Here is a 13,240-nt window from a genome sequence, read left to right as displayed (position 1 = left end):
ACTATTTCAGTGACCTTAAAATTGTTTAACTGCTAACGACAGAGCGAGGAACTAGCTTCGCATTCCCAGGTGTCGTGACCCAAATAACGTAGTACGCAAGGTACTTAGTCTGGTCAGAATGGCTTGTCAGATTTCTCTTTCAAGCCTCACGCTTTTAGGCTGAGGTTCCTGACCCTAATTGAATCTTAATTCGCTGGGTTGCTGTCTCAAGGACGGCGCTCGATGACCTGATCGATCAAACCGTAGTTTTTCGCCTCTTCAGCAGACATGAAAAAGTCGCGATCGGTGTCCGTTTCGATGCGCTCTAAGGGTTGTCCGGTGCGATCGGCAAGATGATGGTTTAACAAGGCTTTAAGATAGAGAATCTCTTTGGCTTGAATTTCAATATCCGTTGCTTGACCTTGAGCGCCCCCGAGGGGTTGATGAATCATAATGCGAGAGTGGGGTAAGCTCATCCGTTTGCCTTTGTGTCCCGCACAGAGGAGAAATGCTCCCATACTTGCGGCTAAACCGACACAAATTGTTGAGACATCTGGGCGAATTTGATTCATAGTATCAAAAATACCCAAACCCGCAGAAACGGAACCCCCTGGAGAGTTGATGTAAAGATAAATATCTTTTTCCGCGTCTTCAGCTTCCAGGTAGAGAAGTTGAGCCACGATTAAGTTGGCCAGTTCGTCGGTAACGGGTTGTCCGAGAAAAACGATACGCTCTCGGAGAAGTCGAGAATAAATATCGAAGGCGCGTTCGCCGCGACCTGATGATTCAATGACGGTAGGGATCATGTGTCGTTAATCTCGTGCTTGCATTTTTTCCAGTGTACCAATTTCTCCGTGCGATCGCGGTTTTCTCGCGATTTGTAGGGGTTGGGTTATTACCCTTTGATCTTTTCTCCCTTCTGAATTATCAACGGTTTAACCCATCACGAATAAGTTACCACGGAGAACCAATTAAGGTGAAACCCGACCAATAATAGGGATGTTGGAAAGCGCGATCGCCGAGATTTGCTAACTCTGAAGGCAAATTAACTCGTCCCAATGTCCCCACTAACTGACTGTTTGATTTATTCTCAGCAGCTTTTTCTAAGCGCACGTTTCCGGCAATCATAGCAATTTGTGCCTGTTGGAGTGCTTCTGCTTTGGTCCTGCGCGATCGCAATTGGTGATAAAACTCGCTCATTAAAGCCAGAGTACCGGTATCGCTGGCATACCATAAACTCGCTAGGGCGGAACTAACTCCCGTTTGTACCGATAACCCAGCAAACCCATACTCGGCGGTTTCATCCCCCAAAGCGGTGCGACAGGCGCTTAATACTAACAGTTCTATCTTATTTCCCCAATCTAAGTTAGCCATTGCTTCTAAACTCAATTGCCGATCCCAGAGTTGAATATAGGACTCGTTGGGGGTACCGGGTTGGAATTGTCCGTGGGTCGCCAAATGGACGATTTTCGCCCCCGATCGCCCCGGTTGGTGTTGTAGGTTGTCGAAGGTAAAAGTCTCGTTGAGAAAAGTTTGTTGAGAGGGGAATTGCCCCGCAATAGTCGCCACTTCGAGGGGGACGGCGGGTAAATCCGCTTGTTGGCTAAATTCTGACATTCCCATCGCGATCGCGGAATCATTGCGAATATCGGTATAGTGATCGGGAATTAAATGGAGACTGGGTAACAAGGAAATAGCATAGTTTTCCACTAAAAACTGCTTGCCATCGTGAAGGGCGGCCATGGGCAGAGTTCGCAGGCCATCATCGAGGACAAAGGCAATTCCCTCAATATTAAAACGCTGTAAATCTTTTTTGACTGGCGCAATGAGCCATTGATAAAGCTGTTGAGACGGCGCGAGATATTGAGTATTGCGTCGATAAATGGGATGAGCGAGTTTGTGTTGGAAGGTTTGAATTTCAGCTAAAAGACGTTGGCGCGGAATGTCGATACTATAGCGGATCGGTGCATCTGTGGGTGGAACTAAAATCAGATCCAGGCGATCGGGACGGGCAAAAATGTAAAGGGTTGCGGTGGACTTTCCCGTTTTAGCCGCCATACGACCTAAAATATCTTGCATCTCTTCCACAGAAGTGCTAGAAGATTCCTTCTCTTTGCCCAAGTGACGGAGAAAATTGTCGCTGTAGTATTGGTCTAACAAGGCGATCGCGCTGTTTAAATCCCCTTGATCAAGCAAACTGATAATGTCCTGGCGATCGCCCCAGTCGGTGCTATCCCCTTCCGACTCAACCAAATTCGCAGAAAGTTGCGTGATGGTTTCGATATTATGGGTGGGTGCAATGGTTGCTGGGGAAAATACGGGATCGCTAGGAGTAGTTTCAGGAGGTGTTGGCGTTGATATTACTGTTGGCGTTGATATTGTTGATATTACTGTTGGCGTTAATATTGGCGGTGGTAATAATATGGGAGGAGTTAAAGATTCAATATTAGCAATACCCGAGGTTCCTGTTGCCGTACCATTAGCAATATCTATTGTTGCCGGATTTCCAGAGGCGGAATAGTCGAGGCGATCGACACCGTTACCCCCGTCGATAAAACGGTTAAAATTCACGCCACTATTAAAAATAAAAGTATCGCTGCTATTGCCTCCCGTAATGCGGGAAACATTGCTAAAACTTACCCCCTCCACGCTGCCACTGCCAACTCCAGTGAGATTCCAAGTTGTAGCGCGATCGGGTCCGATAAAATTGTTTGCTCCAGTAATAGTAACCGAGTCTTGCAATACTTGTCCATCGAGAAAATAAATATCTCCGCCACTATATCCCCCATCAAAAACAATCGATTGAAAACCCTTTTGGATGCTATTGAGTTCGTTCAATTCCAACACCAACCCCGGATCGAATCCCATCGGATTATTGCCAACAAGAATCGCTTGACCGGGATCTCGTGCCTGAAAAGTGAGAGTTCCTGTGCCAGCAATACTCGCATTCGTTCCTGTACTGCTATTATTAGCTCGAAACGTGATATTTTTGGCACTAATAGAGGCATTATTTTGTCGATTAATCGTGTAAGCATCTAAGAGGAGATTAGCATTATTAGCGATTAAAGAAGAACCCGTCTTGAGAATTATATCCCCACCATTATTAGCATCTGCATCGGCAATTAAAGTCACTGAAGTAGCATTAACAAAATTGAGAGAAACTCCCGTATCGAGAAAAATATTTCGAGTTGCAGCGAGATTGATATTGCCAGTTAAACTTTCCAGAAACGCTTTATCAATCGAAATATCTGTTGTCGCGTCAAAGTCTGCCAGGGAGATAGTGTTATCAAGTAATGCTGCCATAATACTTGCGTTGTCCGGGCTATTTACCCCATCGGTGATGGTAATATCCCTCGGATCGAGCAAAATTGTCCCATCTATACCTTGGGTAGTGCTAACATCGGCAAATCCTTTAAAGAGTAAATATTCTTTTCCCGAAACTTCTACAAATCCACCATCGCCGCTTTGATTTCCCCCTCGGGCGCTAATTTCCCCATAAAACCCCGTCACTTCATCCGCCCAAGCGATAATTCTACCCCCATTTCCCTCTCCCAAAGCATCGGCGCGAATGATTGTATTTTCATCAATAAAAAGGCGATCGGCGGTGGGTAAATTCCCTTTTCCTTGATAATCTCCACCCATGAAGATATTCCCCCCGCCATTGACCCCAGAGGCATCAATGCGGGCATCAAATAAACCAATGCGATCGCCTAATAAATAAATTCCTTGCTGTCCTTGACTCGTGCCTTGAGAGTCCTTAACGTCCAAGTTTCCCATCACGAATGCCGTCCCTGCTTCCGGTGGCGAAATAGCTTGAGAACCGAGGAAAATAGCCCCATCTGGATGAACTTGCAGCCCAGTTGTCACCCCCCGATCTTCTGCACCCACTAGCAATTCTGGCAAATCAAGGGCATTAATGGGCAAAGGTTGACCGTCTTTCGTGAAGGGAACTTCAATCTCGAGACTTAATAATCCTCCAGGTTGAGACAGTTTAATGCGATTCGTCCCTGGAATGGCGCTAATGAGGATATTCCCCCCCGGTGCGCTTAAAGTCCCTGTATTAACAACGCTTCCACCGATCAAGCCAATATTATGCCCAGGGGTAACGGTTAAATTTCCCGCATTCACGAGGGGAGCGGGATTTTCTAAATTAAACTCAAAAGTTGAAGGTGTACCATTGAGCGTCAGATAGTCATTACTGCCAAAAGCACTAAAAATTCCCCCATCTAAACCAATCCCCGTTGCTGTTGTGGCGAAAAAATCTCCCGGAACATTTAGACTAGCATGAGAACCAAACACAATTCCCGCCGGATTCATGAGGTATAAATTAGCATTCCCTCCCGTTACTTGGATCAGACCATCAATAATAGAAGGATTGCCGCCAATTACTCGGGCAAGGATATTTTGGATACCTGGATGAGACAAAAAATTAGCAATTTGGTTGCTATCTAAACCAAATTGCTCGAAACTGTGAAATAAATTTGCACCATTTCCTGAAAGAGTCCCTCCGGAAATGTCAAAGCGATCGCCATCGGCAGTAACTTTTGTGCCTGTATCTGAAGCGGACTGAATAGATTGAGCGCTGACGAAGGGTGCGTTTAATCCAGACAAGCACAGAGTTACTGTAATTGCTGGGAAAAGGTGCGTTTTTTCTAATTGCATTCTTTTGAGGAGGCCAAGGGACCATTATAAATAATAGCTTTACCCGCACCCCCCAAAACCGCGAACAGTTTTACCCTGTTGTTAAAGAGTAAATACACTTGAACAAAATTGTAAATTTTTGTTACGGTTTGGCGATGGATACGGGAGGTAAAGCTAGAAATGGTTCGATGCACCTTTTTGTCTCCTATTTTCGCTTACCGAGGGAGAGATTTAGAGGTCATGGGATTGAGAGGATGGGAACTGACAAATTCGACATCCGCAAACTGGCCGAGATCGACAGACTCTAAAAATTCCTGCCAGTCTTGGGCGATCGCCACATCTTGAGGATTATTGCGACGCTGATGAGCAAAAGCAGCGAGGGCTTCTTGCCAAATTCCAGCTTTAGCATAATCATTAGCATCTGGACCTTGAGCAACTTGTCGGGCGAGTTCGCTATTAGCGTCAAGGCGTTGGATATAGCCATCAACGTAGACGTTTCCGGCAGACGCTAAGGCATCCGAACCGCGATCGCACACCAAAGAAACCACCCAGTGATAGTTCATTCCTTCTTTGAGGGCGTATTCTTCTTCTTGGGGTAAGCTAACGCTCATAATCCCTGCTGTTGCAGGAACCGCCAGTTCTGCTTGGTAAATCGGATCGCCCTTCTCATCGCTGAGAATAAACTCAACACTTTGCGCTTTGGTTTCCTCTGGAACGTACCAGAAAAACTCGGGATGAGACTGCACGGTTAGAGACATGACTTCTTTGTTGTTAGCCAGCTTCAGGTTGTGGGGAGTCAAAGGCGTTAAGGATTTTCCAGCCTGGGAAGGGGCGAAACAGCCCCGAGTTCCACCGCCAGCAGTGGAATCGGGAGCGCCGAAATCCGTCAAATTATCGGCGTTAAAGGGGGCGGCGATCGCGTTCTGAGCCAGCATAACCGTGGGGGCTGCGGTGGCTAAGGCCGCAAAAACCGCCAGTGTTTTTGCGAGATGAGTTTTCATAGTCTAGACTCCATCTAGATAGATATACTTTTAATTTAGCAGAAACCAGAAAAATCTTTACTAGATAAATCTACTAAGTTGTCTAATTTTTTCCGGAAGAATTTAAGTTGAATCTATTTTCCTCTGGAGGCAAATTTAATCCCATTTTTAATCCCATTTTTAATCCCATTGATGACAATGAGATAATGAAGGCGATAATGAAAGGGTGACACCCCAATAGCAAGGACAAAACATTCCATTCCGATCGGACGAACAGCAAACAGGGAGACAAAAATGCCAGCGAAAATACTGGTCGTAGATGATGAACCAACCATGCAACTCCTGATCCGCAAGGCGTTCAGGAAGCGTATCCGCCAAGGAGAACTCGAGTTTGCGTTTGCCAATAATGGCCTGGAAGCCCTAGAAACATTGGCAGCCGACCCCGATATAGACGCGATCCTGAGCGATATCAATATGCCTAAGATGGATGGGTTGACCTTACTGGAGCGAGTTTCCCAACTGAAACGCCCGACTCTCAAAACAGTCATTATTTCTGCTTACGGGGATATGACCAGTATCAGGACGGCGATGAATCGAGGCGCTTTTGATTTTTTAACCAAGCCTATCAACTTTGAAGATCTGGAAATTACCATTAACAAAACTTTAGATCACGTCAGCCAAATTAAGGAGGCGATCCAAGAAAAGAAACAGGCAGAGGAGGCACGGGAGGAATTATCCAGACAAAAGGCTTTGCGAGAAAGCGAACGACGTTTGATTCAGATTCTCGAGGCGGTACCTGTGGGGGTTTTTGTCGTTGATGCGACGGGAGAGGCCTACTATACCAATCATGCAGCCAAATCTATTTTAAGCGGAGAAACCCATGCTGAGGGTTCCGCCCCTCAGCCAGAGCAAGCAAAGGAGGAGAAAAGTGAAGCCAGTCATCTTCAAGATCTCAAACAAATTTATAGCGCTCAAACCCAAGAATGCTATCCCGAAGAGCGGCATCCGTTAATGTTGGCTTTGGCGGGGGAAAGTATCACTGTTGATGATGTTGAGTTACATCAGGGGGAGCAAGAGATTCCTTTAGAGATTGCGGCGACTCCGATTTATGATGAAGCGGGGGCAATCGTTTACGCGATCGCAGCATTTCAGGATATTACCGAACGCAAGCGGATTGAAAAGTTATGGGCGGATTACAATAAACTCTTGGAAACGCGGGTAGTGCGGACAACCAAGGAACTCGACAAAAGCGAAGCCACTAACCGTGCAATTCTCAAGGCGATTCCTGATTTACTGTTGCAGATGAACCGGGAAGGGGTTTGCTTGAGCGCGATCGCCCCTGATAATGTCAGCAATATTCTCGCGATCGATTGCCACAGCATCGGTTGCCCGTTGGACAAGTTTTTACCCCCCGAATTGGCCCAAAGCTATTTGAGTTATGTGCATCGCGCCCTAGAAACAGGGGATTTGCAGATCTTTGAATTTCTCGTTCCCCAAGATGGCGAACAACGTTACGCTGAAGCGAGAATCGTCGTTAGTGGCGAGAATGAAGTATTGGCGATCGTGCGAGATATTAGCGATCGCAAGAAAGCCGAAACCGCACTGAAGACCGCCAAGGATGCTGCCGAAGCCGCTAACCGAGCGAAAAGCACCTTCTTGGCCAGTATGAGTCATGAGTTAAGAACCCCCCTCAATGCTATTTTAGGGTTTAGTCAGTTACTGGCGGGCAATGATTCCCTCACCAAAGGACAGCGCGAAAGCCTCGCAATCATTAATCGCAGTGGCGAACACTTATTAACTCTGATTAATGATATTCTCTCGGTTTCCAAAATTGAAGCAGGACGCATGACCCTCAATGAAGAAGCCTGCAATTTACATCATCTGCTCAATTCCCTGCACGATATGCTGCAATTAAAGTCACAGAGCAAACAATTAACCCTCGCTTTTGAGCGTTCCCCCGCTCTCCCGGAATATGTGAAAATCGATAAAGGCAAGTTACGACAAGTTCTCACAAATTTGATTGGCAATGCCATTAAATTTACCAAATCTGGCGGCGCGATCGTGCGTGCCGATGCGAAACCTATCGATCCCCAAAAACCCGAGGAACAAACCCTAGTCTTTTCTGTGGAAGATACGGGATCTGGCATTGATGAGACGGAATTAGCAACACTCTTTGAACCCTTCGTCCAAACTCGCATCGGTCGCCAATCTATGGAAGGGACTGGTTTGGGACTATCCATCAGTCGGGAGTTCGTGCGCTTGATGGGAGGGGATATCACCGTAGACACGGAATGGGGACGAGGCTCCACCTTTACCTTTGAGATCAAAGTGAGGGCAGCAAGCACGGGAGAACGCAGAAAATCTCAAGATAACCGCCGTATTATGGGATTCTCTGTACCTCCCGATGGTGATATCTACCGCATTTTAATCGTGGAAGATATGGTGGTGAATCGTCAGCTTTTAAGGGGAATTCTGCAACCCCTTGGTTTTGAGGTTTCCGAGGCGACTAATGGTCGAGAGGCGATCGCGCTTTGGGAAACTTGGCAACCTCACTTAATTTTAATGGATATTCAAATGCCTGTAATGAGCGGTTATGAGGCGATCGAGAAGATTCGCCAGAGGGAAGGGGAGAATATAGGCGATCGCCCTCCCGTTCCCATTATTGCCCTAACCGCCAGCGCTTTGATTGAAGATCGACAAAAACTGCTCGATCTGGGGGGCAGTGATTTTGTCACGAAGCCTTTTCGTCAGGATAATTTGTTAGAGAAATTGTCTGAGTATTTAGGAATTAATTATCTTTATGAAGAAAGCCAGAGCAATGGCAAAGAAAATGCCCTAGAGACAGCTATTCCCATGTTAGAGGCAGAGGATTTGCAAGGAATGCCGTTAGAATGGTTAGAGCAGTTATACGATGCCGCCCTTTCTGTGGATAATGAAATCTTGTTAGAGTTAATCGAACACATTCCCCCCCAGCGAGAGAAATTAATCGCCAGTTTAACTAATCTTGTTAATAATTTCCGCGTTGATATTATTTTTGATTTAACGCAAGTAGCACTCGATAAACAGGGGGTTTCCCTTGTCAATGAATAATAAACATGAGCAACGAACAATTATCAATGAATAATAATCAATCCGCCACCAGCAAGGCTGAACTTTCTCAAGAAGCTGCCCAAACTTTGTTATTAAAACTTCGGCGCAAGGAAGGAAATTGGGTAGACTGGGGAAAAATCTGCCAGCAATTACAAAAAGCGGGTTATACTGCCCAAACTATTTTTGAGGAAACGGGAATTGAGGGCAAATACCAAAATTTAACGATTGTGGCGGCACAAGTCTTTGAGAGTATTTGCACGGAAGGAGCATCGGAAGCGATCCAAAACTATTTCCAAGGACCACGAAGCGATGTTCTCTACGAATTCCGCATTCTTAACCACAAACAGCGCTTTGCTGCCGCAGAGTTAGCGATGGATAAAAGCCTTGATGTGGATGAGGCGCACGAGGTGGCCAAGGCTATACAAAATTTCTCTTGTTATTCTACGCCACCCCAAGGGTTTACAGTTTCCCCTGGGGATGCTGTGGCCTATCAATGTTGGAAAGTAGCACGGGGCAAGAAGGATTTACAAGAGCGATCGCGTCTCATCGCCCGAGGCTTAAAGTTCGCCCATTCTGTCACAGCACGGCAACAAATTGAAGGACTCTTGAGCGATTTTACCGTTGTCTCGGTAGAACGCGCTCCTTTGCTTCCGGTTTATCGGTTGGAGGAGGAGGAACAGTTGGCTCGTATTATTCCTGTTGCTGGAACTTTACCGCTTAAATTAGCTGATTTGCAAGCGGTTTCTCCTCTTGAAGAAGTGCAACCTTTTCGCCTCGTCCAATTTTCCGGAGAGGTCACTTGTATTCCTATACCGGGATGGCAGGCAGTTTTAAAGGCCAAAGATCCCGTCGCCATTTTTGGCAAAAGTGGGGAATTGCCCAATTATTCCTTGAGTAAATCTGAAGATGTGGCGATCGTTGTCGATCGGCGATCGCGTCAATGGGATGCGAATGCTTATTTTCTGGTTAATAATGATGATGGCGAGTTAGAAATTCAGTGGTTTCCTGAAGCTCCCGATCGCGAAATTTTAGGGCAGATTGTAGTTATTTTACGCCCGAAGCGAATTTTGGATGAAAATAACATTATTGAACCTTGGCAAATGGATGATTGATAGCTGGGGGCGCGATCGGGCTACATTTCTCGGCCATTTTTCCCATAAGCCTCCCACGCCAAATCAGCCAACCCGTTCAAAATAGCTACAGCCACCGTTGCGCTACCTTTACGCCCGCTAATGCGAATATTAGGGATCATGGTATCTTGGAGGCGTTCCTTGACCACATCGGTATCGACAAATCCAGAGGGAGTGGCGATCGCCAAAGCCGGTTTAATCTCTTCTGCTTCAATTAACTCTACCAAAGCCGTCAGTGCCGTTTGTGCTTGGCCGATAATAAAAATTGCCTCGGGATAGCGTTTGGCGAGAGTTTGAATACCCCGAGCCAATTGCGATTTACTCTTTTGAGGGCGAGTAATCGTTTCCATGCTGCAATAGACTGGATTTGCAAAAGTCTGCTGAATAGCTGGGGAAATACCCACTTGAATCATGGGTACATCAACAATAATCGTTGTCCTGGCTGCAAGGGCGGCCACTCCTGATTGTAGCGCCCCCTCAGAAAATCCGATTAAGGACTTATACTCAAAATCCGCCGTCTCATTAATGACCCGTCGGAGAATTTCATATTCTGCGGGAGCAAAATGATGTTCTCCGATCTCGCGATCGACGATCGCCAAACTCTGAGCGTCTGTAGGATGCCATTCCATAAGCAATTCAAAATTCAATAGGTCCCAATCGGCTAACTCATTTAGTTTATCCTTGACTGGGGAAAATAAGGAACTCTCTCGATTTATCCCGGAACCCAGAAAATCTATATTATTCTCCGATTTGCTTCACATCCACCTCAATTGCTTCTATATCAATTGTTCCAGGAGGTGTAATGCGAACAAACTTTCCTTTTTCCACCAGAAGGGATTCATTGCAGTTGGGACAGTTAAGATCAAGACCATTGAAGGCGGTAAAAGAATAATTACAGACAGGACATTCATCTTGTACGACATTACGGCCAACCCACCAACGGAGAACAAAAAAGCCGATAAAGAGAAATACAAAAGGTAAAGTAATGAGAATAAAAATCCAATTGAGAACCCAACCCAACCCCAAGGCACTTAAAAGAATAATAAAGGCCAAGATGGTTAACCAACAGCCGACCCCAGATAAATTAATTTGAGCGAGTCTAGAAAAATTCTGATTCATAATTTCGATCTCCTAGGTTGTTACCTTCTCTGCTTCCTCTAGCAATTGTTTGAGCTTTTGTCTCAAGGTTTCTTTCCCAAATTTAGCAAGGGTACATTCGCGCAACCACTCACCGTTACAGCGCGGATCGGTTCGATCGCTCAGACCGTTTAGTATTTCAATACAGGCCCTTGCAACTGCTTCAACATCCCGATGAGGGACTCGCCACCCTAACTTACCATCTTGTAGAGGATCGACTGAACCATCTGCATCCCCCGAAAGGACGGGAATACCGGAAGCCATTGCTTCGAGATAGACGATCCCAAATCCTTCTTGGGAGGGCATGATATAAGCATCAGCAACGCGATAATGAGCGGGAAGGTCTTCTGTGGCGATAAAACCGGCAAAAATAACCCGATCGCCCACACCCAAATCTGCGGCCAATTTCTGCAAGCGGGGTAGATCGTCCCCGCGTCCAATCACCAAATATTTAACGTCGGGAAAAACGCGGGCAATTTCCGGTAAAGCCCGGATGGTAACATCAACTCCCTTATAAATATCTCCCGACCACAATCGGGCGACGGTCATCAGGACTTTAGCATTTTCCAAATCATATTTTTCCAGCAAGTGAGGAGGTTTGCGATCGCGATCGAAGATCGTCCCATCCACAACACAAGGCAACAAGCGCACTTTCTCGGCAGGAATTTCATTAGACTGACAAACCCGATCGCGACTGTAGCGACCGATCGTCCAAATAGAATCCGCTTGTTGCAGGGCTTGAAGTTGTTTTGGGGGTAAAGACTCCCAAACTTCTTTACCGTAAGTGAGAACTGTATAAGGAATTCCCAGACACTGACAAAAGACCTGAATTAAAGGCGCTAAATTAATATGCCCGCAAAAAACGTGCTGGGGACGGCGAAATAATAAACCAGTCCATAGCGCCAGCGCTAGTTTAATGCGCCCTAACCAAGGCGGAAGGGTTTTGAGATAGTGAAATTGGAGGCGATCGCTTGAAAAAGGATTCTCGCACTTCGATGAGTCCCGCAGGAGAAAAATTTCAGCGCTTTTCCCCTCAGCAGAATCGAACAGTTCGAGATATGCCCGCAAAATATCTTTGACGTAAGATTGAATCCCCCCTTCCCTAGCAAAAATCTCGAGAAAAACAAAAACATAATCAACCGTATTTTTTGAGTCTGGCAAAATATTCACTCCTCGCATTTCCCCTTAATTTTAGCCCCTGGTTTTAATCGGTTCTATTTGGCCGAGTTGAATGCGTTGCAAATCTTTGCTGACCATTTGCTCAATTATGGCTGATAAATCGGTCTGAAATTGCCACTGTAAATTGTCTCGGGCTTTGGTGGGATTCGCAACCAGTTGAAAATGTTCGTCCGATCGCAGAAATTTAGGATCGATTTCAACATAATTTTGCCAGTCAAGATCGACGCAATTGAAGGCCATTGCTACTAATTCTCTGACACTATGAAGTTGTCCGGTACCAATCACATAATCTTCGGGGCGATCGGCTTGTAGCATTCGCCACATTACTTCCACGTAATCTCCGGCATAGCCCCAATCTCGTTTAGCATCTAAATTGCCCATTTCTAAAATATTGCTATACCCTAGTTTAATTGACGCAGCCGTGAGGGTGATTTTACGGGTCACAAAGGAAGGGGGACGGCGCGGGGATTCGTGATTGTACAAAATGCCACTACAAGCAAACAAATTGTAGCGCTCTCGATGATGCACCATTGTCCAATGAGCGTGCAGTTTAGCCGCCGCATAGGGATTTTTGGGGCGAAAGGGGGTATTTTCATCTTGGGGGGATTCGGCGACGGTTCCGAACATTTCCGAACTACTGGCTTGATAGAAACGAGTGCGATCGGACAGGCCAACTTGCCTAACGGCTGCTAAGAGGCGAGTGGCGGTACCGGTAATTAAATCTAGGGTACCGAGAGGATCGTTCCAAGAGTGGGGAACAAAACTGGGGGCGGCTAAATTATAGATTTCATCGGGTTGTAGTTCTGCAACGACTTCTCGCAAGATTTGTGCATCTGTGAGATCGACGGCGCGAAATTCTACTTTTTCCACCAGTTCGTCGAGTTTCGCCATACTGCTGCGACGTTCGGGAGGGATGAGTCCGACAACGCGATATCCTTTACTCAACAGCAAGCGACTGAGATAATAGCCATCTTGACCCGTAATCCCTGTAATCAGGGCTGTTTTTGTCATCAGAAAAATTGGGTAGAAACCCCGTCCTTATAGGACGGCTTTACATTGAATAAACGTAACCATCTTTTTTGTGAATTGTCTGGCAATATTTGT

Annotated in this window: 9 protein-coding genes; 2 read left to right on the top strand and 7 right to left on the bottom strand. The window is 46.1% G+C overall.

What is annotated here, in order from left to right:
• Positions 1-206: 206 nt before the first annotated feature.
• The 3 genes from clpP to JUI58_RS02530 all read right to left on the bottom strand — a co-directional run bounded on the left by clpP (position 207) and on the right by JUI58_RS02530 (position 5,621).
• Positions 207-785, bottom strand: coding sequence for an ATP-dependent Clp endopeptidase proteolytic subunit ClpP (clpP, locus tag JUI58_RS02540; protein ID WP_204102174.1), 579 nt, complete (start codon positions 783-785; stop codon positions 207-209).
• A gap of 148 nt (positions 786-933) precedes the next feature.
• Positions 934-4,641 (bottom strand): CHAT domain-containing protein, encoded by a 3,708-nt coding sequence (locus tag JUI58_RS02535; RefSeq protein WP_204102173.1) that lies wholly within the window; start codon positions 4,639-4,641, stop codon positions 934-936.
• 194 nt (positions 4,642-4,835) lie between these two features.
• Complete coding sequence (locus JUI58_RS02530) at positions 4,836-5,621, bottom strand: DUF928 domain-containing protein (protein ID WP_204102172.1); 786 nt, start codon at positions 5,619-5,621, stop codon at positions 4,836-4,838.
• Between the two features lie 273 nt (positions 5,622-5,894).
• Here JUI58_RS02530 and JUI58_RS02525 point away from each other — a divergent pair, with 273 nt between their 5' ends.
• A complete protein-coding gene (locus tag JUI58_RS02525) occupies positions 5,895-8,690 on the top strand; it encodes a response regulator (protein ID WP_204102171.1) in 2,796 nt (931 codons plus the stop codon).
• A 26-nt stretch (positions 8,691-8,716) separates the two neighbouring features.
• Positions 8,717-9,802, top strand: a complete 1,086-nt coding sequence (locus JUI58_RS02520) for a RuBisCO accumulation factor 1 (protein WP_204102170.1) — start codon at positions 8,717-8,719, stop codon at positions 9,800-9,802.
• Between the two features lie 20 nt (positions 9,803-9,822).
• Here JUI58_RS02520 and JUI58_RS02515 read toward each other — a convergent pair whose 3' ends face one another.
• The 4 genes from JUI58_RS02515 to JUI58_RS02500 all read right to left on the bottom strand — a co-directional run bounded on the left by JUI58_RS02515 (position 9,823) and on the right by JUI58_RS02500 (position 13,147).
• Complete coding sequence (locus JUI58_RS02515; protein WP_204102169.1) at positions 9,823-10,449, bottom strand: precorrin-8X methylmutase; 627 nt, start codon at positions 10,447-10,449, stop codon at positions 9,823-9,825.
• 109 nt (positions 10,450-10,558) lie between these two features.
• Positions 10,559-10,939, bottom strand: a complete 381-nt coding sequence (locus tag JUI58_RS02510; RefSeq protein ID WP_204102168.1) for a hypothetical protein — start codon at positions 10,937-10,939, stop codon at positions 10,559-10,561.
• A 12-nt stretch (positions 10,940-10,951) separates the two neighbouring features.
• Positions 10,952-12,118: a glycosyltransferase family 4 protein gene (locus JUI58_RS02505; RefSeq protein WP_239121221.1), complete on the bottom strand. Its 1,167-nt coding sequence runs from the start codon at positions 12,116-12,118 to the stop codon at positions 10,952-10,954.
• A 30-nt stretch (positions 12,119-12,148) separates the two neighbouring features.
• Positions 12,149-13,147, bottom strand: a complete 999-nt coding sequence (locus JUI58_RS02500; protein ID WP_204102166.1) for a GDP-mannose 4,6-dehydratase — start codon at positions 13,145-13,147, stop codon at positions 12,149-12,151.
• Positions 13,148-13,240: the final 93 nt, after the last annotated feature.

The organism is Spirulina sp. CCY15215, assembly GCF_016888125.1.
In the GTDB taxonomy this organism is placed as follows: domain Bacteria; phylum Cyanobacteriota; class Cyanobacteriia; order Cyanobacteriales; family Spirulinaceae; genus CCY15215.
This window is presented reverse-complemented; position numbering and strand designations above follow the sequence as displayed.